The 26,817-nt window shown below is 70.4% G+C and carries 23 protein-coding genes; 7 read left to right on the forward strand and 16 right to left on the reverse strand.

What is annotated here, in order from left to right; all coding sequences use genetic code 11:
- Positions 1 to 15 precede the first annotated feature (15 nt).
- Genes ACGFIZ_RS04600 through ACGFIZ_RS04610 form a run of 3 tightly spaced genes read right to left on the reverse strand, consistent with a single transcriptional unit; the run spans position 16 to position 4,185 of the window.
- Positions 16 to 2,253 (reverse strand): AMP-binding protein, encoded by a 2,238-nt coding sequence (locus ACGFIZ_RS04600; protein ID WP_393415794.1) that lies wholly within the window; start codon positions 2,251 to 2,253, stop codon positions 16 to 18.
- A complete protein-coding gene (locus ACGFIZ_RS04605; RefSeq protein ID WP_393415796.1) occupies positions 2,246 to 3,193 on the reverse strand; it encodes an aromatase/cyclase in 948 nt (315 codons plus the stop codon). The genes ACGFIZ_RS04600 and ACGFIZ_RS04605 overlap by 8 nt, the downstream gene beginning before the upstream one ends.
- A gap of 50 nt (positions 3,194 to 3,243) precedes the next feature.
- Positions 3,244 to 4,185 carry an SRPBCC family protein gene (locus ACGFIZ_RS04610; RefSeq protein WP_393415798.1) on the reverse strand — a complete coding sequence of 314 codons (942 nt, stop codon included), beginning with the start codon at positions 4,183 to 4,185 and terminating at the stop codon, positions 3,244 to 3,246.
- 213 nt (positions 4,186 to 4,398) lie between these two features.
- On the opposite strand from ACGFIZ_RS04610, the gene ACGFIZ_RS04615 reads away from it, so the two are divergent.
- Positions 4,399 to 5,397, forward strand: a complete 999-nt coding sequence (locus tag ACGFIZ_RS04615) for an aldo/keto reductase (protein ID WP_393415800.1) — start codon at positions 4,399 to 4,401, stop codon at positions 5,395 to 5,397.
- Between the two features lie 49 nt (positions 5,398 to 5,446).
- On the opposite strand, the gene ACGFIZ_RS04620 is transcribed toward ACGFIZ_RS04615, so the two are convergent.
- Positions 5,447 to 6,931: an MFS transporter gene (locus ACGFIZ_RS04620; RefSeq protein WP_393415802.1), complete on the reverse strand. Its 1,485-nt coding sequence runs from the start codon at positions 6,929 to 6,931 to the stop codon at positions 5,447 to 5,449.
- 650 nt (positions 6,932 to 7,581) lie between these two features.
- Here ACGFIZ_RS04620 and ACGFIZ_RS04625 point away from each other — a divergent pair.
- A complete protein-coding gene (locus ACGFIZ_RS04625; RefSeq protein ID WP_393415804.1) occupies positions 7,582 to 8,178 on the forward strand; it encodes a DNA-binding response regulator in 597 nt (198 codons plus the stop codon).
- Between the two features lie 126 nt (positions 8,179 to 8,304).
- Here ACGFIZ_RS04625 and ACGFIZ_RS04630 read toward each other — a convergent pair whose 3' ends face one another.
- Together ACGFIZ_RS04630 and ACGFIZ_RS04635 are read right to left on the reverse strand one after the other, a co-directional pair.
- Complete coding sequence (locus ACGFIZ_RS04630) at positions 8,305 to 8,787, reverse strand: hemerythrin domain-containing protein (RefSeq protein ID WP_393415806.1); 483 nt, start codon at positions 8,785 to 8,787, stop codon at positions 8,305 to 8,307.
- Positions 8,788 to 8,894: 107 nt separating this feature from the next.
- Positions 8,895 to 9,950 (reverse strand): methyltransferase, encoded by a 1,056-nt coding sequence (locus ACGFIZ_RS04635; protein ID WP_393415808.1) that lies wholly within the window; start codon positions 9,948 to 9,950, stop codon positions 8,895 to 8,897.
- A gap of 213 nt (positions 9,951 to 10,163) precedes the next feature.
- On the opposite strand from ACGFIZ_RS04635, the gene ACGFIZ_RS04640 reads away from it, so the two are divergent.
- The 3 genes from ACGFIZ_RS04640 to ACGFIZ_RS04650 all read left to right on the forward strand — a co-directional run bounded on the left by ACGFIZ_RS04640 (position 10,164) and on the right by ACGFIZ_RS04650 (position 13,458).
- Positions 10,164 to 11,807, forward strand: a complete 1,644-nt coding sequence (locus tag ACGFIZ_RS04640) for an FAD-dependent monooxygenase (protein WP_393415810.1) — start codon at positions 10,164 to 10,166, stop codon at positions 11,805 to 11,807.
- A gap of 85 nt (positions 11,808 to 11,892) precedes the next feature.
- Positions 11,893 to 12,669, forward strand: coding sequence for an SDR family oxidoreductase (locus ACGFIZ_RS04645; RefSeq protein ID WP_393415812.1), 777 nt, complete (start codon positions 11,893 to 11,895; stop codon positions 12,667 to 12,669).
- A 15-nt stretch (positions 12,670 to 12,684) separates the two neighbouring features.
- On the forward strand, positions 12,685 to 13,458 hold the full coding sequence (locus ACGFIZ_RS04650; RefSeq protein WP_393415814.1) for a cyclase family protein: 774 nt from the start codon (positions 12,685 to 12,687) through the stop codon (positions 13,456 to 13,458).
- Positions 13,459 to 13,536: 78 nt separating this feature from the next.
- On the opposite strand, the gene rfbB is transcribed toward ACGFIZ_RS04650, so the two are convergent.
- From rfbB to ACGFIZ_RS04680, 6 genes are read right to left on the reverse strand one after another with little or no spacing between them, the layout of a single operon-like run.
- A complete protein-coding gene (gene rfbB, locus ACGFIZ_RS04655) occupies positions 13,537 to 14,517 on the reverse strand; it encodes a dTDP-glucose 4,6-dehydratase (RefSeq protein WP_393415816.1) in 981 nt (326 codons plus the stop codon).
- Positions 14,518 to 14,574: 57 nt separating this feature from the next.
- Positions 14,575 to 16,170, reverse strand: a complete 1,596-nt coding sequence (locus ACGFIZ_RS04660; RefSeq protein ID WP_393415818.1) for an FAD-dependent oxidoreductase — start codon at positions 16,168 to 16,170, stop codon at positions 14,575 to 14,577.
- Positions 16,171 to 16,226: 56 nt separating this feature from the next.
- Entirely contained in the window at positions 16,227 to 17,222 is a 996-nt protein-coding gene (locus ACGFIZ_RS04665) for an acyltransferase domain-containing protein (RefSeq protein WP_393415820.1), read from the reverse strand.
- A 52-nt stretch (positions 17,223 to 17,274) separates the two neighbouring features.
- Complete coding sequence (locus ACGFIZ_RS04670) at positions 17,275 to 18,525, reverse strand: FAD-dependent monooxygenase (protein WP_393415822.1); 1,251 nt, start codon at positions 18,523 to 18,525, stop codon at positions 17,275 to 17,277.
- Entirely contained in the window at positions 18,522 to 19,187 is a 666-nt protein-coding gene (locus tag ACGFIZ_RS04675) for an antibiotic biosynthesis monooxygenase family protein (RefSeq protein ID WP_393415824.1), read from the reverse strand. The genes ACGFIZ_RS04670 and ACGFIZ_RS04675 overlap by 4 nt, the downstream gene beginning before the upstream one ends.
- 38 nt (positions 19,188 to 19,225) lie before the next feature.
- The gene (locus ACGFIZ_RS04680) at positions 19,226 to 20,008 is read right to left on the reverse strand and encodes an SDR family NAD(P)-dependent oxidoreductase (protein ID WP_393415826.1); all 783 of its coding nucleotides are present in this window, start codon (positions 20,006 to 20,008) and stop codon (positions 19,226 to 19,228) included.
- A 206-nt stretch (positions 20,009 to 20,214) separates the two neighbouring features.
- Here ACGFIZ_RS04680 and ACGFIZ_RS04685 point away from each other — a divergent pair, with 206 nt between their 5' ends.
- Together ACGFIZ_RS04685 and ACGFIZ_RS04690 are read left to right on the forward strand one after the other, a co-directional pair.
- On the forward strand, positions 20,215 to 20,685 hold the full coding sequence (locus tag ACGFIZ_RS04685) for a nuclear transport factor 2 family protein (protein ID WP_393415828.1): 471 nt from the start codon (positions 20,215 to 20,217) through the stop codon (positions 20,683 to 20,685).
- Positions 20,682 to 21,827: a cytochrome P450 gene (locus tag ACGFIZ_RS04690; protein WP_393415830.1), complete on the forward strand. Its 1,146-nt coding sequence runs from the start codon at positions 20,682 to 20,684 to the stop codon at positions 21,825 to 21,827. Before ACGFIZ_RS04685 ends, ACGFIZ_RS04690 begins: the two co-directional genes overlap by 4 nt.
- A 37-nt stretch (positions 21,828 to 21,864) precedes the next feature.
- Here the strand turns inward: ACGFIZ_RS04690 and ACGFIZ_RS04695 are convergent, their stop codons facing one another.
- The 4 genes from ACGFIZ_RS04695 to ACGFIZ_RS04710 form a co-directional block, all read right to left on the reverse strand.
- Positions 21,865 to 23,808: an ABC transporter ATP-binding protein gene (locus ACGFIZ_RS04695; protein WP_393415832.1), complete on the reverse strand. Its 1,944-nt coding sequence runs from the start codon at positions 23,806 to 23,808 to the stop codon at positions 21,865 to 21,867.
- A 152-nt stretch (positions 23,809 to 23,960) separates the two neighbouring features.
- Entirely contained in the window at positions 23,961 to 24,215 is a 255-nt protein-coding gene (locus ACGFIZ_RS04700; protein ID WP_393415834.1) for an acyl carrier protein, read from the reverse strand.
- Between the two features lie 33 nt (positions 24,216 to 24,248).
- Positions 24,249 to 25,463: a ketosynthase chain-length factor gene (locus ACGFIZ_RS04705; protein WP_393415836.1), complete on the reverse strand. Its 1,215-nt coding sequence runs from the start codon at positions 25,461 to 25,463 to the stop codon at positions 24,249 to 24,251.
- Complete coding sequence (locus ACGFIZ_RS04710; protein WP_393415838.1) at positions 25,460 to 26,728, reverse strand: beta-ketoacyl-[acyl-carrier-protein] synthase family protein; 1,269 nt, start codon at positions 26,726 to 26,728, stop codon at positions 25,460 to 25,462. Before ACGFIZ_RS04710 ends, ACGFIZ_RS04705 begins: the two co-directional genes overlap by 4 nt.
- Between the last annotated feature and the right edge of the window lie 89 nt (positions 26,729 to 26,817).

Below are 26,817 nucleotides of genomic sequence, written 5' to 3' on the forward strand. Positions count from 1 at the left end.
GCGTACAGCGGCCCGCTACGGGCGTAACGGCTGGTTGCCCGCGACGTGCTCGACCCGCTCGACGCTGACGTCGGCGTGCTCGGCCAGGCGCAGACCCATGGTGTGCTCCCCGGCATGCCCCGGCGTCTCGGTGTCCCACCAGTATCCGATGCTCGTGTACGTGCCGGGATCCTGCATCGACCGGTTCAGGTCGGTAAAGGCGAACCCCGGCAACGTCTGGAGGTACCGGGCGTGGGCGACGAACGCGGACTCGAACTCCTCGGGCGCGCCGGTCAGGCGGTACGTCGTGAGCCGCATCACCGGCGCACCGATCGCCAGTCGCACCGGCCTGGAGCCGGGAACCCGGAACAGGGCCTTGCTGGGATTCATCTCGGCCGAATGGAGCATCGACCGCATGGCCGCCTGGTGCGCGCGGAACTCCGGGTGCTGCACGACCTGCTGGAAGGCCTGCTGGCTCGACCACCACCCGAAGTTGACGTAGACCTGTGAGTCCTCGACCGGCGTGACCGCCTGCTGGGCCACAAAGCCGTCCTGTCTGCGCATGAACTCCACGTGTTCAAGGAAGACCTTCTCAAACGCCTTCGGGTCCCCGGCCGTGTTGAATCGCGCGATGACAGTGACGAGGCCGCTGAGGTCCCGTGACTCGTCGAGCACGCCGGCGCTCGGCCGCTGCCGGCCCGTCGGATCGGTCTGCAACACCCGGCGAGTGATCATTTCCGCCCTGAGCTCACGCCGCGTCACCTTGCCGTTGGGCGAGCGAGGCAGGGCGTCCACCTGCTCGATATGGCGTACCTGCTGGTAGTAGGGGACGTCGCGGGCCGCCGAGGCGGCGATCTCGGAGAGGACTCGCCCGACGTCCGCGCCCTCGGGCAGCTCGCGCAGCGACACGAACGCATTCGCGACGGCACCGCTGTCGTCGTCGGGGTAGTCGACGACCGCCGCCTCCCGGACCAGCTCGTGTGCCTCGAGGAGCTCCTCGACCTCACTCGGCGACACCAGTTGGTTGTCGCACTTGAACAGGTCCTTGATGCGGTCGACCACGTACAGAAAGCCGTCGCGGTCGACATGGCCGATGTCGCCTGTCGCCAGCCAGCCGTCCTCCGTGATCGGGCTCGGCTCCCGGGGATCGAGGTAGCCCTTCATCACCTGCGGCCCGCGGACGTGAATCTCGCCGCGCCCGCCGACGGGCAGTTCCTCGCCGGTCGCCATGTCCACGATCCGGCACCGCGTCCCGGTGACCACCGGGCCGACCGACCCGGGGCGCGGATCGTCCGGGGTGGCGGAGTGGGTGAGCGGTGAGGTCTCCGCCAGGCCGTAGCCCTGTAACACCGGGATCCCGAAGTGCTCGGACAGCTTTTCGCCCACTTGGGCGGAGAGGGCGCTGCCGCCGGAGGCGATCATCCGGACGGTGTCCAGCCGCAGGTCCGGCAGGGCCGGGTCGGCGGCCAGCCGGTTCAGCTTCATCGGGATGGTGTAGAAGTGCGTGGCTCTCGCCGCGTTGGCCAGCTTGATCGCGGCCTCGTTGTCGGGCGACGTGCACGGCACATGGATACCGCCGACCTTCACGACGGCGTTGAGATGCATGAGGTGGAACTTCGGCAGGTGGTTCAGCACCACGGAGTCCGGGCCCAGCCGGTGCGCCTCGGCGACCTGCCCGGCGTTGACCGTCAGATTGCGATGGGTGAGCTGGACGCCACGCGGCGCCGCGGTCGTACCGCTGGTGAAGTGGATGCAGGCCACGTCGTCGGCGGACACGGCAACCGGCGGCGGCATGGCATTGCCCCGCACCTCGTACGCGGCGCTCAGGTCGTCGATGGTGCGGATGTCGTTGGCGTCCGAGACCGGCCCGGGACCGACGAGTACGGCCTCGCGCAGCTCAGGCAGTCGGTCCCTGACCCGTCGCAGCTGCGCGAACAGCTCGGTCGTGACGAAGGCGAGCCGGGCGTCCGACGCGGCGAGCATGTGATACAGCAGATGTGGCGGCAACTTGGGATTGATGGGCGCCGCGATGTTGCCGCTGCGGATCGTACCGTAGAAGCCGACCATGAAGTCTGGGTGCAGGGGCGAGGCAACGGCCACCACGCAGCGCTCCTCGCCGAGCAGCCCGCGTAGTGCGGCCGCGCACATGGTGGCCGCCTTGTCGACCTCCGCGTACGTGATGTCGCCGTAGTCGGCCCGGATGGCCGTCGTCTTCGGGTATCGGCGTGCGGTGACCGCCAGCATGTCGTCCACCGTGGTGATCGGCTCAGCCACGGCGGGCCTCCGCGAACTGCCGGGCATGCTCCAGCGTCGCGCGGCTGTTCTTGCCGAGCGCCGTTCGTACGATCTCCTTCGCCTGCTCGACGGTGGCGTCGGGGCCGAGCAGGTTGGTGACCCCGGCACGGTCGAGAACCACCGTGTGCTGGGACGTGGCAGCCACCGTCTCGCCGTCCTGGTCGAGCCGCCAGGCTCCGGTGTGCGCGGCCATCGCCGCCGGTAGCACCGTCTGTTTGTAGACGATGCTCCGGCCGGGAAAGCAGACGCGGACCGACCGGGTGGTGTGCGTGGTGCCGTCGATGGTGCGGGTGTCCATCTCCATGTCCTGGATGCCGGGCGCCTTCTCGCTCAGGTCGACCCGCGTGACGTGCGGCAGCCGCTGCGGCCAGCGGCCGGCATCGTTGAGGAACTCGTACACCGTGCCGAGGTCGCCCCGGATGCGGACGGAGTCCTCGAAACTGAGCCGGACCGCGTCGATGCCCTCGGCGAGTTCCGCAGCCGTGCGCAGCCGGCCCAGTTCGGACACACTGTTGCGCTCGACCGCCTGCCTGAGCCACCGGACGCCGTCGGGAGCGTCGTCGATGGCTCGGAATCGGTGGTCGAGCAGCACTTTGGTCTCGTGGGGGGACTGTGGCACGAGAATCCACTCACCGCTCATCGCGGCGGCCGGTGCCGGCGTGACCTCCTGGCGAAACCTGATCGTCCACGCCGGGCGGTCCAGCTCCCGACGCGAGGTCCACGTCTTCACCTCGTCGTTGGCCAAGGCCCACAGGCGGATGCGTTCGGTGCCTCCGTCCCGGTCGAGCCGCTCGGCGTGAATGGTCGGGGGAAAGACGTGCGGCCACTGCTCGACGTCGGCGATGAGACCGTAGACCGCCTCCGCCGACGCTTTGACGGTGACGCTGTGCCGGGTGTAATGCTCTGCCGGCTCGGGCATGAGTCTGGTCCTTCCTCGGGAGGATGACGACCGGTGTGCGGCCGGACGGTTCAGGCCCGCCGCCGGCTCAGGTACTCCTGAGCGCTCTTCAGGGAGTCGAGATTGCGGCCGCCCCGGACCTCGGCCACGTGGTGCTTGGCCTCCGCCACGGTCCAGCCACGCTTGGCCACGCCGTTGCGCTTGAGCAGCTCCGTCTGGCCGGTACGCACCAGCACGCCCTCGGCGGCCTGGGTGAAGAGCATGTAGCCGTACAGCGCGTCGTCGAGAGGAGGCAGGCCCTCCAGTTGGCGCCAGATGATCTTTTCGTTCGGGAAGCAGACGCGGGCCTGCTTCGTGGTGTGCACGGCGCCGCTGGGCACCTGGACGTCCATGGTCACGACCTGGAGGTTGGGGGTCTCTTCCTTGAGCGTCGCGCCAAGGCAGTGCGGGATGCGCTCGTTCCAGCGGCTCGCGTCGCTGAAGTAGGTGTACACGTCCTCGATCGGCTCGTTGATCAGTAGCTCGGACTCGTACGACACCTGAAGTTCGTCGATGTCGGCCTTGGCCTCGACAAAGTCGCTCAGCTGGTTCAGTTGGGCCGCGCTTCCACGGTCGAGCAGCTCGACCGTCTCCTTGCCGTCCGGTGCCCCGTCGTCGAACGCGTACTCGTGGCGGAGCTCCACCAGGGTGGCGCCCGCGGGCTGCGCCGTGAACTGCCACTCACCGGAGACGGCGGTCAGCGGCGCGGGAGGGTTCTCGTGCGCGAACGTGATCCGGCCCGCGGACCGGTCCAGCTCCCGGCGGGCGCGCCAGGACCGCACCGCGTCCAGCGGGCGGATCCACGACCATCGCTCGACGCGGTCGCCGGCGTCGTCGCGCCCGAGCTGGGCGGTGTGGATCACCGACTGGAAGATGCGCCGCTGCTCCTCCATATCGGCGATGAGGTCGAACACGACGTCCTGCGGTGCGTTCACCAGGGCGCGGTGAACGGACTGGCTGGTGACGAGGGACACGGGCACTCCTTCGGCAACGAGCGTCGCGATGGCAGGGCGAGCGAAGTTGCGACGCTCCGGCACCGTGCCATTGCCGACTCGAGGCGGACTCCAGGCCCGGTGGACGTCGGGAGGCCGAGGGCCGGTGGAGCGGACGTGCGGGCGGGCGGTTCGAGCGCTGGTCGAGACGGCGTCGCGATCGTGGGCCCTGATGTCGCCGACGGAAGGATGCACATGAGGCAGCGAAAGCTGGGAGCGGCCGGGCCGCAGGTCTCCGCCATCGGGGTGGGGTGCATGGGCATGACCGGTGGGTATGGCCCGGTCGACCCACAGCAGTGCATCACCACGATCCGCGCCGCGCTCGACCTCGGGATCACCCTCTTCGACACCGCGGACTTCTACGCTGACGGCGCGAACGAACGTCTGCTCGGCCGAGGGCTCGCCGGACGGCGCGAGCAGGCGGTGATCGTCACGCGCGGGGGCGTGCGGTCCCGCACCCCGGGCGGGCCGCCGACGGTCGTCGACGGTCGGCCCGCGTACCTGCGGCAGGCGTGCGACGCCTCGCTGAGCCGGCTCGGCGTCGACCACGTCGACGTCTACTGCCTGGGCCGCGTGGACCGGGAGGTGCCGGTCGAAGACAGCGTGGGCGCCCTTGCCGAGCTGAAGGCCGAGGGCAAGGTCGGGCAGATCGCTCTGTCCGAGGTGTCCGCCGACACTCTGCGTCGTGCTTGTGCCGTGCACCCCGTCGCCGCCGTGGAGAGCGAGTACTCGCTGTGGGAGCGGCACCTGGAAGCCGAGATCCTCCCGGCGGCTCGGGACCTGGGCGTGGTGCTGATCGCGCACAGCCCGCTCGGCAAGGGGTTCCTTGCCGGCGAGCTGCGGGCCCCGGAGGAGTTGGGTGAGGGGGATCACCGCCGGAACCATCCGCGGTTGCAGGGCACCAACTTCCGGCACAACAGGGCGATGGTCGACGAGGCGTCGGGGCTCGCCGCGGAGTTGGGGGTGAGCCCCGCGCGGCTCTCGTTGGCGTGGTTGCTGGGCCGGGGCCCGGATGTCGTCCCGATTCCCGGCAGCCGCCGCATCGAGCACCTCCGGGACAATGCGGCGGCGACCGAGTTGACTCTCACGGCCGAGCAGCAGGCCCGCCTCGATGGGATCTTCGTGCCAGACCGGGTGGCGGGCTCCCGGCATCCGGCGCACCGGAGGATCGCCAACGCCGACCGGGTGGCCTGAACCCCGGCCTGCGCCCTTACACCGGGGGCGCGGGTCCCGGGGCATCCGTTCACTCCTGGGCCCGGGAATCCGCCAGGGCCATGGCCTTGGGCGACGATTTGCCAGGTACGAAAACGAGGACGTCGCGCATGACGAGCATCGACACCAGCGCCAGCAGGCCGGCCGTTCCGCCGAGCCAGCCGATCGCGCCGCCTACCCCGGCGGAGGTGAAGCCGGTGGCTACGTCCTGCTGGTTGAGCAGGGTCTGGGCGATCGCGAGGCTGAATACGCCGCCGATCTGCTTGGTGAGGGTCGAGCCCGCGGTGGCCGTGCCGATGTCCGTCGGCGGCACCGAGTTCTGCGCGGCGATCGTGATACCGCCCATCGCCGGCCCGGTGCCCAGCCCGGCCAGCGTCAGCCACACACCGATGAGGACGGGGGACGTGTTGTCGTCGAGCAGCAGGAAGCCCGCGGCGCCGGCGGTCAGCAGGCAGGCGCCGACGAGCAGCACCGGTCGCGTCCGGCCCGTCTTCAGGATGACGGTGGCGGTGAGTCGGCTGCTGACCGCCATGCCGATCAACAGCGGAAGCAACAGCGCGCCGGAGGAGCTTGCCGAGTAATGGCGCACGTCGTGCAGGTAGAGCGGCACCATGAAGCTGATCGGCAGCGAGGCTGCCTGGAAGAAGAAGCCACCGGTCAACAGCGCCGTGTAGCTTCGGCGGCGCAACAGTTGCAGAGGCAGGACCGGCGTCTGCGCCCGACGTTCTACCGGAACCAGGGCGGCCAGCAGAACGAGCCCGACGAGCAGGGGCAACGCCACGGCCGGATGGGTCCACCCGAACTGTTGGCTCCCGGTGCGGTCGCTCTGGATGCTCAGTCCGATGGTGAGCAGCGACAGGCTGACGGTGAGCATCGTGATTCCGAGCGCGTCCAGCTTTCCGGTGGTGACCCGGGCCGTGCGCCCCGGCGGGAGGATGGCAGACAGCAGGACGAGCGCCGTGCCGCCGATCGGCAGGTTGATGAGGAAGGTCCACCGCCAGCTGGCGTGGTCGGTGAGCAGGCCGCCCAGCAGCGGGCCGCCGACCATGCCGACGATCATCATGATGGCGAGCACCGTCTGCATGCGAACCATGCCGGTCGAACGCCCGGGCGGGTACAGGTCGCGGATGGCCGCCATGCTCAGGGTCAGCAGCGCGCCGGCGCCCAGCCCCTGGACGGTCCGAGCGGCGATGAGGAACACCATCGAGTCAGCGAGCGCGCAGGCGAGCGATCCGGCGACGAAGATGAACAGTCCGATCAGCAGGAGACTGCGCCGGCCGTACAGGTCCGAGAAACGCCCGTAGATGGGGACGCTGACCGACGACGTGAGCAGGTACCCGGTGATCAGCCAGATGAACCACGAGCTGTCGCCTTCGACCTGCTCGACGATCTTGGGAAGGGCGGTGACGATTACAGTGCCGTCCAGCATCGCCAGGAATGCGCAAGCCAGGAGGGCGAAAGTGGCAATGCTGCGGTTCCGCGGGGTGAGATCGTCGTAGATTTCATTGGTAGTCATCGAATACCTCTGGTTGGTGGCAGCACTGTTGACGGTGGCTCGGGCGCTAGGAGGCGATCGCCCTCCGGTCCGTACGCCTGGGTAGAGGATGTGATGGGCGTTCCCGGTCTCGTGGTCCCACTCCTGGGTCGGTCGTCCGATCCAACCCGCCTGCGGCCGTCGCGAGGGACTGGTGCCGCGGGGCGGCGCCGGTCGCTACTGGTGGGCCGCCCGCGCTCGCGTCGCCCGGTGCCCTCGTCGTCGAGGCTGCGGCGGAAGTGGCGGCATGTCCCGCCTCTCCCGTGGATGGTGGGGCCGCCGTCGCCGGCGCGTCGCTCACCGCGGGCCACCGCGTCCCGGTGGGTCGCTCATCGTGTGACTGCCGCCGCCCCCCTGTGCGTGGCATCCCCTTGTGGAATAGACATGACGGCACTCTACGGAGCGAGTGCTCACTCCGTCAAGGCCGGGTGTCCCGCTCGGCGATGTCAAGGCGTTCGTGTCGCAACAGCGCCCTCTCGGGCTCTCTGTCACCTCTCGTCCGGGTGTCGGGCGGATGCGCGGGATGCTTCTTCTGCTGAGGGGCGGGGGCGGGGGCGGTGTGTTGAGGTGAGCATCGTCGTCGGGACATCTCCACGCCAGGTCGACTCACGGGGGAAAGAGTGACAATTCGGGTGCTCATCGCCGAGGACATGTACATGTTGCGCAAGGCGCTGGTGTCTCTGCTTGAGCTGGAGCCCGGCATCGAGGTGGTTGCCGAGGTCGGGGACGGGACCCAGATCATGCCCACTGCCCGGCAGACCCGCCCGAACATCGCGGTGGTCGACATCAATCTGCCGGGCCTGGACGGCCTGAGCGCCGCGTCGGCTCTGCATAAGGCGGACATCGGCTGCCGGACGATCATTCTGACGAGCCTGGGACAGCCGGACCACCTGCGTCGTGCCATCGCCGCCAACGTGCACGGGTTCATGCTGAAGGACTCCGACCCGGGACAGCTCAGCGACGCGATCCGGTCGGTCGCCTCCGGCAAGCGGGTGATCGACCCGGAGGCGGCGCTGGCGGCGATCGATGCCCGGCCGCACCGTCTGACCGAGCGGGAGCTTCAGGTGCTGCGGCTGGCCGCGGACGGCGAGGAAGCCCGGCAGGTCGCCGCACGGCTGAGCCTGTCCACCGGAACGGTACGCAACTACCTCTCCACGGCGGTGTCCAAACTCGGCGGCCGCAACCTTGTCGACGCGCTGCGTATCATGCGCGAGTCGGGCTGGCTCTGAGCTTCCGGCGGATTCGCCGGTCCGGTCGGCGCTCGGACCGGCCACTGCGCTCGGCTGACCTGACGCGGCCCTGGGACGCCGACGTGCGACGGCCCCCTCCACCGACTGGAGGAAGCCGTCGCACGATCACGCGATCTGTTCGCCGAGTCGGTTCAGCGGGGGGATGAGCTGCGCCTCCTCGTAGGCGAAGTGCTTCTCGAGGTCGGCGGTGAGCCGGGCGACGTCGTCGCGTACCTCGGCGGCGGTCCGCTCACCGGCCTCGAAGCCGCTGATCAGCTCGCGCAGTTCCGCGATGGCCTCGGCCACCACATGGTGCTCCTGCCGCAGGCGGGCGATCGCGGGGGAGAGCTCGGGCATGTGCCGTTCCAGCGGCCCGAAGGCATCGTCCTCGTGCTCGTGGTGATGGGTCAGGAGGTCGCACACGGCGATACAGTGCATTGCCAGTTGCGCCCTCAGGGCGACCGCGGCGGGCGCCGTCGGCGAGCCGCCGCGGATGACCCCGTCGAGTTCCTCGAGCGTCGATTCGAGCCCGCGACGGATATCGGCATGGACACGTCCGAGAAAGTCGCCGATGGCGCCACGGCGTTCTTCGGTCCAAGGTTCTGACATGTGTTTCCCCTGGGGAACGGCGTACGGATGCGGTCCGGTGCCGGACGCGCACCGGACAGGGTACGGCGGACGGCGCTCGCCGGGCCGGGCGGCGAGCCTCACGGCGGTCAGGCGACGGCTGCCTCGATCACTGCGGTGTTCGCCACACCGGACCAGGCGGGCCGGATCCAGGTGATCTCGGTCAGCTCGAGTCCGGCACCACCCAGCAGACTACGGAACTCCCGCTCGCTTCGTTCCGCACCACCGTTGAACAGCATGCCGAGGTGGCTGTACGCGGCCAGCAACGAGCCCGCAGTGGTGTCGAACCTGTCCGGACGGATGGTCTCCACCAGCAGCAGCCGGCTGTCGGGCTTCATGGCGGCATGGATGTTCGCCAGCAGGATCCGGCTGGCGTCGTCGTCCCAGTCGTGCAGCACGCTCTTCAGCAGGTACGCGTCGTGACCGGCTGGCACGGAGGTGAAAAAATCGCCATCGACGACCTCGCTGCGCCCGGCCAGCCCGGCCTCGGCCAGCGTCCCCCGCCCCGCCTCGCCGGCCGAGGGTAGGTCGAACAGCGTCCCGCGCAGCTCCGGGTTCGCCCGAAGGACCGCGGCCAGCAGGGTGCCTTCGCCGCCGCCGACGTCGACGAGGCTGCGGAACCTGCCGAAGTCGTACGAACGCACCACCGCCTCGCTGGTGTGCTGGGAGAAGAAGGTCATGGCGCGGTGGAAGATCTGCGCGACGTGCGGCGGCATCTGGGCGAAGGGATTGCCGCGCGGTTTGTCCTCACTGCCCTTCGGCGGCTCCCGCAAGAGCTCCGGCAGGGGGAACCAGCGCTGGATGTGGCCCGGGCCCGCGTGCATCAGTGCGACCGCATGCAGCGAAAGGTCGGCGTCCTTGCGGAGCAGACGACCGGCCTCGGTGAGCGCGAACCGGCCCTCGCCCTCGTCCGTGACCAGCCCGGCGGAGGCGAGCAGGTACAGCAGTCGCAGGAGCGAGTCCGGATGCGTACCCGTACGCCGCGCCAGCGTCTGGTGGTCGTGAACGCCGTCGGCCATGGCGTCTGCGAGCTCGAGGCGGGCCGCGGCGTTGACGGCGGTGGACAGGTAGTGCCCTGTGATCATCTGGAACACGGCCGTCGCCGTGGTCGGCGCGTCGGGCAGGGGAGCTGCTGCTCGCGTCATGGTCACCGTCCTCGCTGGAGGGAAGCTGCTCCCGGACTGTCCGCTCCCGTGCTCGAGTCCGGGTGGAACAGACCTTGAGGACTACGGCACGGCCTCCGTGTGGGACCGGCACGACGCGGCCGTGCGGGCGAGCCGGTCCAGAGAGCCTCGACGAAGGATCGAGACGACGCCAGCACCATCGCCAGGAGTAGCCCGATGCCAGCAGGAAGGCTGATGATGTCGCAGGAACACTACCCGGTCGTGATCGTGGGCGCCGGCACAGTCGGTCTCTCGATGGCGGTCGCTCTCGCTCACCACGGCGTGCCGGTACTGCTCGCCGAGCGGCACCCCGGTACGACCACTCACCCCCGTGCCACCGGGGTCCAGCCCCCGGTGAAGGAGTTCTTCCGCAGCCTGGGACTCGATGAGCGCATCCGTGCCGCGAGCGCCGACCTGATGCCGAGCAACGGCAAGGTCGACCTCGAGACGCTTGCCGGCACGGACCTGTCCACGGCGCCGCGGATTCCCACCCCCCCGAAGGATGTCGCCGAGTTGACCGCGCGGATCAGCCCGACGCCGATCGGACCGTGTGCCCAGGACCGCATCGACAAGGTGCTGTGCGACGCGGCGCGGGCGAAGGGCGCCGTCCTGCGGTTCAGCACCGAGGTGACCGCAATGGTCCAGGACGGGTCCGGCGTCACGGTCACGCTCACCGACACCCGCAGCGGGGACGTCCAGGAGGTCCGCGCGGACTACCTGGTGGCCAGCGACGGCTCCGCCAGCTTTGTGCGTCGGGCCGTCGGGATCGACATGCGAGGCCCGACCGGCCTGGGCAACCCGATGATCAATGTCCTCTTCACCGCGGACCTCGCTGACCTGGTCAGGGGCAACGAGTTCGCCTTCGCCCAGATCAGCAACCCGCGCTCCGAGGGCATCCTGCTGACCGTCGACAACCGTGACCGGTGGATCTACCACATCAGCTACCGGGACGACGAGGAGACGCTGGGCGACTACCCCCACGAGCGCTGCGTCGACCTCATCAAGGCGGCGATCGGCCGTGACGACATCCCGGTCGAGATCGTCAGCACGATCCCCTGGCGCATGTCGGCCCGGGTGGCAGAACGGGTCGTCGAGGGCCGCGTCGTCCTCGCCGGCGACTCCGCGCACACGATTCCGCCCATCGGGGCGTTCGGCATGAGCAGCGGCGTCGCGGACGCGTGCAACCTGGCCTGGAAGTTGGCCTTCGTGGTGAAGGGTCTCGCCGGGCCGGGACTGCTGCGCAGCTACGAGACCGAACGGCTGCCCATCATGAAGTTCACCCGGGACCAGGCGCTCCTGCGCTTCTCCCACCTGGACCTGCACTGGGATGCCGAGAAGTACGGCGAGCGCGCCGCGGTCGAGATGGCGGATCCACTCGTCACCGCCCTCGCCTACCAGTACCACGACGGGGCGGTGATCGACGCGCCGGGCGAGCTGCGCTCGCTGTCGCGCGCCGACGAGAACCTCGACGGCTCGCCGGGCACCCGGGTGCCCCACGCGTGGGTCGAGCACGACGGCCGGCGGATCTCCGTCCTCGACCTGCCCGGCCCCGGGTTCGCCCTGCTCACCGGTCCGGACGGCGCGGAGTGGCTCGCCGCGGCGGAAAAGGTGGCCGCGCGTACGGGTGTGGACCTGCGCGCGTACCGGGTCGGCCCGGGGTGTGAGGTCGCCGACGACGGCGGGTGGCTGTCGTCGGCCGGCCTGACGTCGGCCGGGGCCCTCCTGGTCCGGCCCGACATGTTCGTCGCGTGGCGGTCACCGGTTCTTCCGGACGCGCCGGAGGAGCAGCTCGCCTCGGCTCTGGACCGGATTCTCGACCGCGCGTCGATCGCAAGCTGAACAGCCCGCCGGTGTTCGCACCGCCCGGCGACGGGCGGTGCGTACGCGCTGTCCGGAAACCCGTCGGACGACCGAAGGAGAGACGATGACCAAGACGACGAATCCCGCGCCGCTCAGCGGCTTGGACGGCCGCAGCGCGGTGGTGACCGGAGCGACGCGGGGCGTCGGCCTCGCCGTGGCACGCAAGCTGTGCCTGTCCGGCACCGACGTGCTCCTGAACTACGCCCACGACGACACCGCCGCCCGCGAGGCGGCCCGCGCTCTCGACGGCCTGCCCGGCAACGCCGTCCTGGCCAAGGGCGACGTGGCCGACACCGCGGCCCTGCAGAAGGTACTCGACCAGGCCGAGGAACGCTTCGGGGGCCTGGACATCTTCGTACACAACACCGCGTTCTTCCGGCCGTCGGCGGCGCTCGACGTCACCCCGGTGTCGGTCGAGCGCGCGTTGTCGGTCGCCCTGCGGCCGATGCTCTCCGCCGCACCGCGACTCGCCAAGCTGATGGCGGGCCGCTCCGGGCGCATTATCGCGCTCTCCAGCATCGGTGCGCGCCGCGTCGTGCCCCGCTATGTGGGCGCCGGGATGGCGAAGGCGGCGCTGGAGGCCCTGGTCCGGTATCTCGCCGTAGAGCTCGCCGGCAGCGGGACGACGGTCAACGCCATCTCCACTGCCAAGATCGACAAGGGCGACGGCGCCGTGCCGCCGGAGGTGCTGAAGGCGTTCGCCCTGCGTACCCCCGCGGGACGGCTGACCACGCCGGACGACGTCGCCGGGGTCGTGGCCCTGCTCTGCACGCCAGAGGCTGCGTGGATCCAGGGCCAGACCATAACGGCCGACGGAGGCTTCGAACTACCGGCGGCCTGAGCGGAGGCGATCACGATGCGCATCATCGACCTCTCCTCGCCGGTGGACGCCGCGGCGTGGGAACCCGACCCGGTGGTCCACCAGATCCTGACGCCGGCCGAGGGTGCCCGGCACATGAGCGAGGAGATGAAGAAGCACCTGGACGTCGACTTCGACCCAGCCGTCCTGCCCGCCGGCGAGCTGTTGTCGCTGGACACGTTCACCCTGACCAGCCACACCGGTACGCATGTCGACGCGCCGTCGCACTACGGTACCGTCGCGGAGTACGGCACTCCCCGGCACATCCACGAGATGCCGCTCGACTGGTTCCTACGGCCCGGCTTCCTGCTCGATCTGCGCGGCCAGCCGGTCGGGGCCGCCGGCGTGGACGTCATCAAGAAGGAGCTGACGCGGATCGGCCGGGACCCCGAACCCTATGACATAGTCCTGCTCAACACCGGCGCGTCGGCCCACGCCGGCACCCCGAAGTACTTCACCCACTTCACCGGTCTGACCGGCGACGCCGTGGAGTTCCTGCTCGACCTCGGTGTCGTGGTGATCGGCACGGACGCCTTCAGCCTCGACGCGCCGTTCGGCGACATGATCGAGCGATACCAGCGCAGCGGCGACACGTCGGTACTGTGGCCGGCGCACTTCGCCGGGCGGCGGCGGGAGTACTGTCAGATCGAGCGGCTGTGCAACCTCGACTCGCTGCCGGGCCCGACCGGGTTCACCATCTCCTGCCTGCCCGTCAAACTCAAGGGTGCGGGCGCCGGCTGGAGCCGGGCGGTGGCTCTGGTGGCCGACTGAGAGCCGTCGTCATCGTGGGCGACCAGTGAGAAGGGCCCCGACGGGGCCCTTCTCCTCTGTCCGCAGCCGGTTCGGGCCTCACCGCCGACCGCCGGTCGCCGCTGCGACCTTGAGCGGCTCCCACCAACTGCGGTTGCGGCGGTACCAGTCCACGGTCGCCGGGAAGCCCCCGTCCACGTGCACCTGCGGCACGAAGCCGAGCGACGTCAGGCTGTCGCCCGCCAGCGAGTAGCGGAAGTCGTGGCCGGGCCGGTCAGCCACCTCACGCACCTTGGCGGCGCCGGCGCCGCATGCGGCGATCAGGCGCTCCGTGACGTCGCGGTTGGACAGCTCCTGTCCGCCCGCGACGTGGTACACGGAGCCGGCGAGGCCCTTCTCCAGGACGAGCTGCACCGCTCGGCAGTGGTCGTCGACGTGGATCCAGTGCCGGACGTTGCGGCCGTCGCCGTACAGCGGGACAGGCAGGCCGTCGAGCAGGTTCGTGATGAACAACGGGATCATCTTCTCCGGGTGCTGCCGCGGCCCGTAGTTGTTCCCACACCGGGTGATGCTGACGTGCAGCCCGTGCGTGCGAGCGAAACTGAGGGCGAGCAGGTCCGCGGCCGCCTTCGTGGCCGCGTACGGGGAGTTGGGGTCGAGCGGGCTGCGCTCGTGCCAGGAACCGAACTCGATCGAGCCGTACACCTCGTCGGTGGACACCTGCACGAAGCGTTCGGTGCCCGCGTGCAGCGCGGCGCGCAGCAGAGCATGGGTGCCGCTCACGTTGGTGTCGACGAAGGCCTGGGAGCCCGCGATCGAACGGTCGACGTGGCTTTCGGCGGCGAAGTTCACGATGGCCTCGTGGCTGGGGACGAGGGCCGTGAGCATGGCGCCGTCGGCGATGTCTCCCCGGATGAACGTCAGCCGGGGGTCGTCGAGGACGGGCGCCAGGTTGGCCAGGTTCCCGGCGTACGTCAGCAGGTCGACGACCGTGACCGCGACGTCGCGGTGGCCCGCCAGCAGGCGACGGACGAAGGTCGATCCGATGAATCCGGCGCCGCCGGTGACGAGCAGGCGCATGCGTTCTCCTCCGGTGCGTGCGGTACGACTCAGGTGAACTGCGGGTTGCGGATCGGGTCAGCCCGGGCGACCGGTCAGCGCGCGGCCGTGGTTCAGCCCGCGGGCGGCGGCGAGGGCCGCCTCCAGTCGGTCGTCCAGCCGCGCGCCCCGGGCGCTGACGTAGCCGTCGGGGCGTACCAGCAGCCAGCCGGAGCCCGGCACGCCGAGCGTCTCGGCAAGCGAGGACGGACCGCCAGGGAGGGTGCGGGTGTCGAGCCAGCCCTCCGTGCCCTCCGTCGAGCGTCGCGCCCCGGCAGAGGCGGCCTCACCGGTGAACAACGTCCAGCGGCCGGTCCGCAGCTGGTCGGCGAGGGCGAGGCAGGCCGCGCTCCCGCTGTCCAGGCGCACCGCGGTGACCCGCTGGCCGGGCGCCGGGCCGGCGCCGGGACGGTCCGTCGGGAACGTCAGCGGGCTGTCCGGATAAGCCAGGCGCAACCCGGACACACCGCCGAGGATCTTGCGCTGAAGCTTCACCCGCAGCGCGGGGAAGGCGCGGATCACCGAGAACACCCCCGGCAGCGCCACGCCGGCCAGGGCGTTCCTCAGCTGCACCAGCAGCGTGGCGCTGCGGGTCGACTGCAGCAGCGCCCGGCCCACCGGGACCCGCTCGAGCGAGTAGCTGTCGAGCAGCGCCGGGTCGGCGTATCCGTCGATCACCATGGCGAGCTTCCAAGCCAGGTTGAACGCCTCCTGGATACCGGTGTTCATGCCCTGCCCGGACGCGGGACTGTGTACGTGGGCCGCGTCGCCGGCGAGCAGGCAACGACCCGACCGCATTTCGGCGATCATGCGCTGTTGGAAGGTGAAGACCGAGACCCACGTCGGGCGGGACACCTTCACCGGTACGCCCAACCCGTGGCTGAGCTTGCGGCTGAAGCGCTCCGCCACCGCCTCCGGGCGGCCGTCCTTGGACACCGTGTCCAGCAGGCGCCACCGCCCCGGGGTGCTCATCGGCACCATCATCATCGTGACGCTGCCGCTGCGGACCCAGTGGATGCTGTTGCGTGGCAGGTCGGTGTCCAGATCCGCGTCGGCGATCAGCCAGGTCTCGCTCGACCTTCCGATCAGCGGCAGACCCAGCTTCTTCCGGACGGTGCTGTGGCCGCCGTCGCAGCCGGCCAGCCAGTCCACGCGTACCGCCTCGCGGCCGTCCGGGCCGGTGAGGTACGCGGTCACGCCCTCGTCGTCCGCGTCGAACTCGTCCAGGCGGACGTTCCACTCCACCGCGGTGCCCAGCGTGGCGACCGCCGCCCGCAGCACCCCCTCGGTCTCCACCTGGTCGATGCAGAGGGTGAACGGGTACTGCGTCGGCATCCGCGTGTAGTCGGCGTCCAGCCGTGCCAGGGTCCTGCCGTTGTGGTGCAGGGTGAACGCCTGGATGCGTTGGCCCCGGGCAAGCATGTCCGCGGCCACGCCCATCTGGTCGTACACCTCGAGAGTCCGCGGGTGGGTGGCGATGGCCCGGCTGGTGGTGGCCGGTTCGGCGCCGGCGTCGACGACGCGTACCCGCACACCGCGGCGCAGTAGCTCGTGCGCCAGGGTCAGACCCACGGGTCCGGCGCCCACGACGAGGACCTGGGGGGCGGCAGGCCGGTTTTCGGCAGGAATGGACATCGTTGCTCCTCACTTTCGGTCGGCCGCACCTGGTGCCGGCGCCTGACGGGGCAGGTTCATGGCAGCTTCAATCCCGCCGTACGGGCGACTGTCAGGAAGTGCCGGACCTCGTTCTCCGGATCGGGGGTGCGGGGGCCCAGCAGCGACATGGCCGGGCAACGGCCTGAACGCACCACGGGATGGCGGCGGGCCAGTGTGGTCAGCCCCTGCCCCGGCCCGCACTCGAGCAGCAGGCACTGCTCGCCGGCCAGCAGGAATTCGAGCGCCGGCCAGAACAGCACCGGCTCGGCGGGATGCCGGGCCCAGTACGCCGGGTCCAGGGCTGTGTCCCCGGTGAGCCATCCGGCGGTGTAACCGGAGACGATCGGGATGGCCGGGGGCCGGACCGGTGCGCCGGTCGGACCGAGCGCGGACCGCTCCACCAGGGGCCGGAGCGCTTCGCTGTGGAACGGGGTGAGCGAGGCGACCGGCGTACACGTGAACCCGCCCCGGCGCAGCGCCCACGTGGTCCGACGCAACGGGCCGGCGGCGCCCGCCAGCACTGTCTGGCGCGGCGCGTTGATGGCGCCGACGTCCACCCCCGGCGACAGGTACGGCACGACCTCCTCCCGGGAGGCCGCCACCGCGACCATGCCACCGGGCGGGGCGTGGGCCAGCAGGACGACCCGGTCCATCACGAGCCGCACGGCGCTGTCGAGCGTGAACACGCCGGACAGCGCGGCGGCCGCGACCTCGCCGATGCTGTGGCCCAGCAGCACGGTCGGCCGCCTGCCCCCGCGTACCACCAGGCTGCCCAGCGCGTAGTCGATCGCGAACAACAACGGCTGGGCGCGGGTGACGTGGTCCAGCGGCAGCCGAGGCGTGTCGCTGAGCCAGTCCGCCCGTAACTCCGCGCCGGCGGGTCCCATGAGCCCGAGAACCTCGTCGACGGCCGCGGTGAACGCGGGTACGTCCCGGTACAGGCCGGTGCCCATGCCGGGGTACTGCGATCCTTGTCCCGGTAGCAGCAGGGCCAGGGGCAGCTCCGCCGGTCCGGGGCCGGGCTCAGGCATGACTGCGTCTCCCTCCGAGGTCGGCTCCGGCGCGGCGCCGCGCTCCGGGTCCTCAGCTGACCTGGAAGCGCTCCGAGGCCAGCGCTATGCCGGGCTCGCCGTACGCCACGTGCCGCAATATCGTGCGGAACAGCGGAGTCCTGCTGACGACCCGGGCGAGCCGGGGCCGTACCCAGGCGGCGACGGGATTGGCGGACAGCATCGCCCTGCTCTGCAACGCCTGGAACTTGATCACCTTGCGGATGGCGGGACGGCGCCGTTCGGTGAAGCGCCCCAGGACCTCCGCGCGGGCGTCACCCTCGTCGAGAGACGTCATCAGGATCGGATGCAGGACCACCGCGTCCTGGATCGCCAGGTTGATGCCCTGGGCGCCGATCGGACTGTGCGTGTGGGCGGCGTCACCGATCAGGACCAGGCCGTCGGCGGTCCAGGACCGCGCCTCCTGGGTGAACACGTCCAGCAGGGAGAGGTCCGCCGGGGACGTCAGGTGCCGCCGGATCCGGTCCCGGTACGGCGGCAGTGCCTCCTCGATGCGGGACCGGACGCGGTCGAAGCCCTCTGCGGCGACCTCGCGGTAGCCGCCGTGGGGGAGCGTCCAGCCCACCTGCACGCTGTCGGGAAAGGACCGGTAGACCAGCACCGGGTTGCCCCCGCCGCGGAAGATCCGCACAGTGGGCTCCGGGTCGTCCGTGGCGGGCAGCTTGAACCACAGGACGTCGTGCCCGAAGGCCTCCACACGATCGGCCGGTATGCCGGCCAGCGTCCGGATCTTCGAGTACCGCCCGTCCGCGCCGACCACACAGCGCGCCGTGATGGTCTGACGCGTACCGCCGTCGCTGGTCACCACGCCCTCGACCGCGCCGCCGGCGCCGCGGAGCAGCTCGCCGGCCCGGGCGCCGGGATGGTAATGGAAGCCGGCGAATGCGGCGCAGGCCTCCAGCAACTCCTCCAGCAGGTGGCGCTGCGGCAGGCTCAGCAGTGCGTTGTGGGGCCCTGGCAGGTGGCGGTAGTCCACGTCGAGCAGCACTCGACCGCGGTCGACGAGCTGGAAGCCGCTGTGCTCGTACCCGCCCCGGGCGCGTGCCCCGGCCAGCACCCCGAGCGCCTCGAGCACCGCGGCCCCGCCCGGTTGCAGGATCTCACCGCGGTACTCGCGCTCCAGCGAGCGGCTACGCTCCACGACGCGGACGGTCGCTCCCGAGCGGAGCAGGAGCAGGGCCAGGGTCAGCCCCGCGGGCCCGCCGCCGACGACGCACACGTCGCACGGCAGCGCGCCCGCGGTTCCCGCGTCCGGCGGTGTCACTTGACCGCTTCCTCGGGATCGGCTGCCCGGTTCCACGCCACGTGCTCCACCCGCTCGACGGTGACCGTCCTCGCGAGGCGGACGAGCGCCTGGTACTCCTCCTGCGCGGTCGCCGGCTCGTACGCTTCCGGGTCCCACCAGTAGCCGATCCCGATGTAGCGGCCCGGACGCCGCACGGACCGGTTGAGGTCGGCGTACCCGAAACCGCGCCGGTCCCTGACCGTGTCGGCGTACGTCGCGAACGCCTTCTCGAACGCCGCCGGGTCGCCGTCGACCTCGAAGGTGGTGACGTTCATCAGCGGCTTGGCGAACTCCTCCCGCTTGCCGGCCTCCTCGCCGGCGTTGACCCGGAAGAGGTTGACGCACGGCTCGATCTCCGCGTTCTCGAGCATCTTGTGCATGACGCCCTGGTGCGCGCGGAACTCGGGGCTCTCCGTCACCTTCTGGAAGGCCTCCTTCGTGACCCACCAACCGAAATTGACGTAGGTGCACGGGTCCTGCGAGAGGTACACCGCCTGGTGCGCGCCGAACCCGTCCTGCCTGCGCATCCACTCGACGTGCTCCAGGAAGAAGCGTTCGAACTCCTTCGGGTCGCCCTTGGTCCGAAAGCGGGCGACGATCGTCGTGAGGTTGCCGGTCTCCGCCTTGGGTGCGCTGTCCATGTCTCCTCCTCCAACCTGGGTACGTTTCCTGCCGGGGGTCAGTAGTTGCCGAGCCCGCCGCAGACGTTCAGCGCCTGCGCCGTCACCGGCGCCGCGGCGTCGGAGGCGAGGTAGGCGACCATCGCCGCCACCTCGTGCGGCTCCGTGTAACGCCCGAGCGGGATCTTCGCCTGGAAACGGCGCAGCACCTCGGCCTCCGACACGTTCCAGTGCGCGGCGTAGCCCTGGCGCACCCTGTCGGCCATTGGCGTCTCCACGTAGCCGGGGCACACGGCGTTCACCGTGATACCTGTCTTGGCCAGCTCGATGCCCAGCGCCTTGGTGAACCCGACCACGCCGTGCTTGGACGCCGAGTACGGAGCCGCCAGCGCCACGCCCTGTTTGCCGCCGGTGGAGGCGACGTTTATGATGCGCCCGCGCGGCAGCTCCCGCATGCGCCCGACCGTCAGAACGGCCCGGGTCATCCGGAAGACGCCCGTCAGGTTGGTGTCGATGACGTCTTCCCACAGCTCGTCGGTGATGTCGGCGGTCACACCGCCACCGCTGCGTCCCGCGTTGTTGACGAGCGTGTCGATGGGACCGAGATGCTGTGCCGCAGCCGTGACGAACCCGATGACGGCGGCGGGGTCGCGCACGTCGCAGGTACGGCCGGCCACGTCCAGGCTCTGCCCGCGCAGTTCCGTCACCGTCGCGTCGAGCGCCGCGCCGTCGCGGGCACAGACGAAGACCCGGAAGCCTTTCCTGGCGAGGGCTCTCGTCACCGCGAGGCCGATCCCCCTGGTCGCTCCGGTGACGATCGCGGTCCGCTTGTCCGGGTTCATGCGTCTCCCCTTCCGGCACGGGCATGGGCGGCTGGGCATGAGACTGCGGCCCGTAGCTCGATCCCGGCTCGATGAGCGTTGGACGCCCGGCCCGCCCGGTCGACGGCGGGTTGAGCGGTTCTCCAGGCGTTCTCTCCAGGCTCAGGCGAGGTGTTGCCGCGACCCGTGGGGCCGGCAACGGGTGACGACGCGGAAAGGGAGCTGACATGACGCTGCCGGCGCAGGTGGCACAGCAGAACGACGATCCGGTGACCGAGACCCTGTACCAGCAGGTCCAGCACTTCTACGCGCGCCAGATGCAGTTGCTGGACGAGGGGCAGATAGCCGCGTGGGCGGACACGTTCACCGTGGACGGGGTCTTCGCGGCCGACGCCCAGCCGGAGCCGGTCGCGGGCCGCGCGGCGATCCGTACCGCGGCGCAGGCGGCCCGCGACGCGCTGGACGCGAAGGCCATCCGGCGCCGGCACTGGCTCGGCATGGTCGACGTCCGACCGGACGGTCCCGACCAGGTCCGGGTCGTCAGTTACGCGCTCGTTCTGGAGATTCCGCGGGGCGGCCCGGCCACCGTGCACGTCCACACGACCTGCGACGACGTGCTGGTCAGGCGGGGCGGGGCGTGGCGGGTCAAGCACCGCCAGGTCCGGCGTGACGACCTGGCCGGGGGAGCGGCTCGATGACCGGCGTCCTGCACGTGCCGCTGGAGCAGAGCCCGGTCGCCACCGAGGACCCGTACCCGGGGCTGGACCGGCTCCGGGAGGCCGGGCCGCTGGTCCGGGTGCAGACGACGTTCATGGGGGAGGTGTGGCTGGTGACTCGCTACGACCTCGCCCGGGAGCTTCTCGCCGACCTGCGGTTCAGCCGCCGGCGTCCCGACGACGGCGAGGTCGCCGCCGTCGACTCGGACCCGCCCGATCACACCCGGATTCGCAAGCTGGTGCGCCAGGCATTCACGCTGCGGCGCGTCACGGGGCTGCGCGGCTGGGTGCAGGAGTTGGTGGACGGCATGCTCGACGAACTGGAAACCGACCGGCCGGTGGACCTGCTGGATCGCTTCGCCTACCCGCTGCCCATCGCGGTGATCTGCGAGATGCTCGGGGCGCCCGCCGAGGACCGCGCGGACGTCCGGGCGCGCACCGAGAAGATCCTGGCGGGGGAGGTGGCGGAGAACCGGGAGGAGGTCTACGAGCGGACCAAGCAGTACATCGTCGACCTCATCGAGACCAAGCGCCGCTCGCCGGGCAACGACCTCATGAGCGCGTTGATCGCCGCGCACGACGGTGGTGAGCGGCTCAGCGGACCGGAGCTCGTCGAACTGGGGATCGCCCTGATCGCCGCCGGCTACGCGACGACGACCAACCTCATCGGAAACGGGATCCACGCCCTGCTGACGAATCCCGGCCAGCACAGCCTGCTCAAGCAGCACCCGGAACTCATCGGCACGGCGGTGGAGGAGTTCCTGCGTTACGAGAGCTCCTTCAGCGCTGCGGGGCAGATCGCGAAGGAGGACGTGAACCTCGAGGACGGCACGGTGATCCGGAAGGGTGACGTCGTCCTCGTCTCCTTCGGCGGGGCCAACCGGGATCCTCGCAGGTTCCCGGATCCGCACCGGCTGGACATCACGCGCGACCCCAACCCGCACCTGGCGTTCTCCCACGGGATCCACCATTGTCTCGGCGCGCCACTGGCACGGATGGAAGCGCAGGTGGCGATCGGCACGATCGTGCGCCGGTTCCCGTCGATGCGGCTCGCCGGCGAGGTGCGGTGGCGGGCGAACATCATGCGCGGCCTGCACGAGTTGCCCGTGCTCCTGGAAGGCTGACCGCGGTAGGGCCCGGTACCGGCGCCGGAACCGGGCCCTACCGTGTGGGGGCGTCAACGGTCGTGCGGCGTGGCTCGTCGTCCCCTCGGCCGCCGTTCTCCAGTTCGAGATAGGCGGAGGCTTGCAGATTGAACAGGGTGGCGTAGTCCCCGCCGAGGTCCATGAGCTCGTCGTGACTTCCCTGCTCCGCGAGCGTTCCGTCGCGGAGCAGGAGGATTCGGTCCGCGTGTCGGACCGTGGAGAAACGGTGCGAGATGTACAGGGTGGTGCGGCCCTCCGCGAGTGCGCGAAGCTTGCGGAAAAGGTCGTGTTCGGCCTCGGCGTCGAGGGCCGAGGTGGGCTCGTCGAGCAGCAGGACGGCCGAGTCCCGCATGAAGGCGCGCGCCAGCGCGATCCGCTGCCATTCGCCGCCGGAGAGGCTGACACCCCCGGAGAACCATCGTCCCAGCGTGGTGTCGAGCCCTTGTGGCAATCGTCGTGCCCAGGCGTCGACGCCACCCTTGGTGGCCGACTCCTCGATGCGCCGGCGGTCCTCCAAGGCGGGCAGGTCACCCACTCCGATGTTCTCCGCGGCGGTGCCTTGGTACATGACGAAGTCCTGGAACATGGCGCTCATCTGCTGCCGCAAGTCCTCAGGGTCGTACTCGCGCAGGCACACGCCGTCGAGGAGGATCCGGCCGTCGTCCGGGTCGTACAGGCGGCACAACAGCTTCAGCAGCGTCGACTTGCCCGCGCCGTTGCGGCCCACCACCGCCACGGTCTCGCCGGGCCGGATCTCGAAGCTCATGTCACGGAGCGCGTATCGCTGGGTGCCGCGGTAGCGGAACGAGACGTTCTCGAACACCACGTGGCCGCGCACCCGGCCGGGTAGCCGCCGAGGATGCTCCGGGGCGGTGATCGCCGGCTCGGCGTTCAGGAAGCGGTACAGGTTGGCCAGGTAGAGCGAGCTCTCGTGCAGGCCGGTGATGCCGAAGAAGATCATCTGTACGGATGACTGCACGGACGCCACCGCCGCCGTGTAGAGGGCCATGTCGCCAATGGTCATCCGCCCCGCCATCGCCTCCAGGGCGATGAAGAGGTAGGCGAGCGCGTTTACGAACATCGATATCAAGCCCCAGGTCACCCCGACGAGGTTCCGGCCCCGGATCAACCGCGCCTGCCGGCGGTAGTAGACCTCTCCGAGCTGGCGGTATCGATCCACGAAGTACTGACCGAGGGCGAAGAACTTCACCTCCTTGGCGTACGTGTCGGTGGTTGTCAGGGTGTTCAGGTACTCCATGCGTCGGACGAGGGGCGAACCCCACATCATCAGTAGGAAGCCCCGGACGCCGAACTTGTGGTCGGCCAGGAAAGCGGGGATCGGGGCGAGCAGCGCGGCCAGGGCGATCCACGGGCTCACGACGACGAGCAGGCCCAGCATGCTGCTGAAGGTGATCAGCGTCTTGACGAGGTCGAAGAGCCCGGAGACCATCGACACCGGCCGGGTGGCCGTGCCGTCGCTCGCCTGCCGGAGCAGGTCGTAGGAGTCGGACGACTCGAAGAACGACAGGTCGAGGCGAGCGGCGTGGGCCATGACCTGGTGTCGGATGCCGAGCGCCACCTTCTCCTGGAGCAGTTGCCGGCAGATGTTCGTCGCCGCGGTCCCCGCGGCCATGAGCGCGAACACCAGCAGCTGCGCACCGGTCACGGCGACCACCTTGGTGGTCGGGGTGACCATGGTGGACCAGCCGGTCAGCGGTACGCCGAGCGACACTCGGGCGGGACCGCCGTCCGCGCCCAGCCCCTCCACGACCGTGTCGGTGAGCAGTTTGGCGACGTAGGCGGCCGCGGTTGGCGCCAGGCCGCTCAGCACGGTGGCGACCATCAGCCCGAGGGCGAGCGCGGGGCTCGCCTGCCAGGTGATGCGCAGCACCCGGGGAAGGCCCCGAAGTGTGCTGAGCAGCCGGGCACGCGAGCCCCGCAGCCGAGATCGGAGCCCCACTCCCGGCTTCCGCACAGGCGGTTCGTCGATCTCCAGAGGACCGGTGAGTCCGCTGTCGCCGACACTTACCGGTTCGTCAACGGGGCCGCGCCGCATACCTTCTCCTCCGCAGGATCGTCTGATCGTGGGGCGCCGTCAGGCGAGCTGCCGGGTCAGCGGGCGTTCACGAGTCCGTTGACGTGGTCGACGAGTGCCTGCGGGGTGCTGCTTGTCACGACCGCCTCGTCGGGCAGGGCGACGCCGAACTCCCGGTGGATCCGGCTCTGCGTTTCGAGCAGTGCCAGGGAGTCGTAGCCCAGCTCCTCGAAGGTCCGGTTTGCCGCGTCCGCGAGCGGCTGGGCGTGCTCGTCCTCGCCGGCGCACTCGCGCATGATGCTCTGCAGTCGGTGCAGGGTGATCTGTCGCATGATGACCTTCCTCTCGTGTCGTGCTTGCAGGGCTCAGCCGGCTGCCCGCAGCACCATCGCCGAGTTGAACCCGCCCGTGCCGCGGGCCAGCACCAGCGCCGCCTTCGGCTTCCACCTGCGTGGAGCCCCGGTTACCAGGTCGATCTCGTAGGCGGGGTCGACGGTGCGTACGTTGATGGTGGGTGGGATGACGCCGTCGCGGAGCGCCAGCAGGGCACAAGCCAGGTCCACCGGTGCGCCGCCGGAGTTCATCCGGCCGGTCATCGTCTTGGGGACGGTGACCGGAACGGCACCCGCGCCGAAGACGGCCGTGATGGTTGCGGCCTCGACGCCGTCCTGCTCCGTGGAGCCGGACCCGTCGGCGAAGACCACGCCGATGTCGGCGGGCTCGAGACCGGCGTCGGCCAGGGCGACCTCGGCCGCGCGGCGCAGGCCGGGCTGCCCGCCGTGGCGGGGCGCGGCGTCGAACGAGGCCCCGTACCCCGCGATCTCGCCGTACGCCCGGGCGCCGCGGCTGCGTGCCGAATCGGCGTCCTCGACGACGAGGATCGCGCCACCCTCGCCGGGCACATGCCCGTGCGCGTCGACGTCGAACGGCAGGTAGGCCCGGTTCGGATCGTCGCGGGTGCTGAGCTGGGTACCGCTCATCCGTGAGACCCATCCGTACGGGCAGAGCGAGCTGTCCACGCCCCCGGACATGACCAACCGCAGCCCCTTACGGATGTTGCGGCGTGCCTGGGCGACCGCGTCCAACCCGCCGGCCTGGTCGCCGACGAACACCCCGGCTGGCCCCCGCATCGCGTGCCGGATCGAGATCTGTCCCGAGTTGACCGCGTAGAACCAGGCGAAGGACATGTACACGCTGACGTGCTGCGGCCCCTTGCCCCATAGGTTGTCGAGTTCCCGCTGGCCGAACTCCAGGCCGCCGGACGCGCCCGCCGTCGAAACACCCATCTGCTCGGTGTCGCAGGTCCCGGGTTGCACACCCGCGTCCGTCAGGGCCCAGTCCGCCGCGGCGAGCGCCAGCTGCGTCATCCGGTCGGTCTGCGGGATGAGGCGCTTCGGCAGGTGCTCGTCGGGATCGAACCCGGGAACCTCGCCGGCCAGGCGGGACGGGTAGCGGCTCGCGTCGAAGCGCCGCACCGGACCGATGCCCGACTCGCCCCGCAGGGTGGCCGACCAGAACCTCTCGTGCCCCAGGCCGTTCGGCGCCGCGACGCCGAGGCCGGTCACCACCGCGGTGGTCATACCGTCGCCTTTTCAGGACGCGCCAGCACCATGGCGCTCTGGAATCCGCCGAATCCGCTGCCGACGCTGAGTACGGTGCTGATCCGGCCTTCCCGGGCCTCGAGCGGTACGTAGTCCAGATCGAGTTCCGGGTCCGGCTCGTGCAGGTTGGCGGTCGGGGGAACCGTCCCGTGCGCGATCGCCAGAGCGCACGCCGCGACCTCGATGGAGCCCACCGCGCCAAGGGAATGGCCGACCACAGGCTTGATGGAACTCACGGGGGTGCGGTAAGCGTGGTCGCCGAGACTGGCCTTGAGAGCCGCTGTCTCGTGCCGGTCGTTCTGCTTGGTGGCGGTGCCGTGGGCGTTGACGTAGTCGATCGCCTCGGCTGGCAGACCACTCTCGGCCAGCGCCGCGGTGACGGCGGCGGCCAGTTCGACGCCGTCGGCGCGCAGACCGGTCATGTGGTATGCGTTGCTGCGCGCGGCGAAGCCGGTGATCTCGGCGTAGATCCGCGCGTCCCTGGCGAGCGCGTGGTCCAGTTCCTCGAGCAGGAGGATCGCCGCCCCTTCGCCGAGCACGAAGCCGTCCCGGGTGCGGTCGAACGGCCGCAGGGCGTGCTCCGCGTCGTCGTTGCGTGCGGAGGTCGCCTTGATGGCGTCGAAGCAGGCTACTGTGATGGGTGAGATGGGTGCCTCGGTGCCGCCGGCGACCATGACATCGACCCCGCCCTCTCGGATGAGGTCGCAGGCGTGCCCGAGGGAGTCCAGGCCGGACGTGCAGCCGGCGGAGACGACCGTGGCCGGTCCCTGGGCGTTGACCTCCCAGGCCACCTCGGCCGCGAGCGATCCCGGCATGTAGTAGTCGTGCAGGTGGGGGCTCGCGTACCGGTGGTCGACCTCCCAGTGCCGGCTCGTGTCGCTGAGGACGACGTACTCCTCCTCCAGCTTGACGGTGCATCCGACGGCGCTACCGATACTCACGCCGACGCGGGCGGGGTCGCCGTCCAGCACCAGCCCGCTGTCGCCCAATGCCTCCCGCGTGGCGACGAGAGCGAACTGTGCAGCCCGGTCCAGGCGCCTGTTCTCCCGCGCCGACAGGCCCTCCTGGGACGCGTCGAAGTCCACCTCTGCGGCAATGCGCGACCGGAAGGCCGAGGCGTCGAACGCGGTGATCGGTCTCGTCGCGGTGCGGCCCGCCGTGATTCGCTCCCAGAATGCCTTGGCGCCGATCCCGCCGGGGGCGACGATCCCCAGCCCGGTGATCACGATCCTTCTTCGGCTCATCTCGGCTCCATCGGAACGTCTTTCGCCCAGTGCATGGTCGGTTCTCCCTGTCGGCTCCGGGAACGGTCGAAGACTGGTGGCTCGAGCTT

This window comes from Micromonospora sp. NPDC048830, assembly GCF_043198215.1.
Lineage (GTDB): Bacteria > Actinomycetota > Actinomycetes > Mycobacteriales > Micromonosporaceae > Micromonospora.

Coding starts and splice junctions, on each gene's coding strand:
- ACGFIZ_RS04710 (WP_393415838.1), bottom strand. CDS start 26,728: ATGAGCCGAAGAAGGATCGTGATCACCGGGCTGGGGATCGTCGCCCCC.
- ACGFIZ_RS04660 (WP_393415818.1), bottom strand. CDS start 16,170: ATGTCCATTCCTGCCGAAAACCGGCCTGCCGCCCCCCAGGTCCTCGTC.
- ACGFIZ_RS04685 (WP_393415828.1), top strand. CDS start 20,215: ATGACGCTGCCGGCGCAGGTGGCACAGCAGAACGACGATCCGGTGACC.
- rfbB (WP_393415816.1), bottom strand. CDS start 14,517: ATGCGCCTGCTCGTCACCGGCGGCGCCGGATTCATCGGATCGACCTTC.
- ACGFIZ_RS04615 (WP_393415800.1), top strand. CDS start 4,399: ATGAGGCAGCGAAAGCTGGGAGCGGCCGGGCCGCAGGTCTCCGCCATC.
- ACGFIZ_RS04645 (WP_393415812.1), top strand. CDS start 11,893: ATGACCAAGACGACGAATCCCGCGCCGCTCAGCGGCTTGGACGGCCGC.
- ACGFIZ_RS04675 (WP_393415824.1), bottom strand. CDS start 19,187: ATGGACAGCGCACCCAAGGCGGAGACCGGCAACCTCACGACGATCGTC.
- ACGFIZ_RS04620 (WP_393415802.1), bottom strand. CDS start 6,931: ATGACTACCAATGAAATCTACGACGATCTCACCCCGCGGAACCGCAGC.
- ACGFIZ_RS04650 (WP_393415814.1), top strand. CDS start 12,685: ATGCGCATCATCGACCTCTCCTCGCCGGTGGACGCCGCGGCGTGGGAA.
- ACGFIZ_RS04665 (WP_393415820.1), bottom strand. CDS start 17,222: ATGCCTGAGCCCGGCCCCGGACCGGCGGAGCTGCCCCTGGCCCTGCTG.
- ACGFIZ_RS04630 (WP_393415806.1), bottom strand. CDS start 8,787: ATGTCAGAACCTTGGACCGAAGAACGCCGTGGCGCCATCGGCGACTTT.
- ACGFIZ_RS04680 (WP_393415826.1), bottom strand. CDS start 20,008: ATGAACCCGGACAAGCGGACCGCGATCGTCACCGGAGCGACCAGGGGG.
- ACGFIZ_RS04700 (WP_393415834.1), bottom strand. CDS start 24,215: ATGCGACAGATCACCCTGCACCGACTGCAGAGCATCATGCGCGAGTGC.
- ACGFIZ_RS04605 (WP_393415796.1), bottom strand. CDS start 3,193: ATGCCCGAGCCGGCAGAGCATTACACCCGGCACAGCGTCACCGTCAAA.
- ACGFIZ_RS04635 (WP_393415808.1), bottom strand. CDS start 9,950: ATGACGCGAGCAGCAGCTCCCCTGCCCGACGCGCCGACCACGGCGACG.
- ACGFIZ_RS04690 (WP_393415830.1), top strand. CDS start 20,682: ATGACCGGCGTCCTGCACGTGCCGCTGGAGCAGAGCCCGGTCGCCACC.
- ACGFIZ_RS04640 (WP_393415810.1), top strand. CDS start 10,164: ATGATGTCGCAGGAACACTACCCGGTCGTGATCGTGGGCGCCGGCACA.
- ACGFIZ_RS04705 (WP_393415836.1), bottom strand. CDS start 25,463: ATGACCACCGCGGTGGTGACCGGCCTCGGCGTCGCGGCGCCGAACGGC.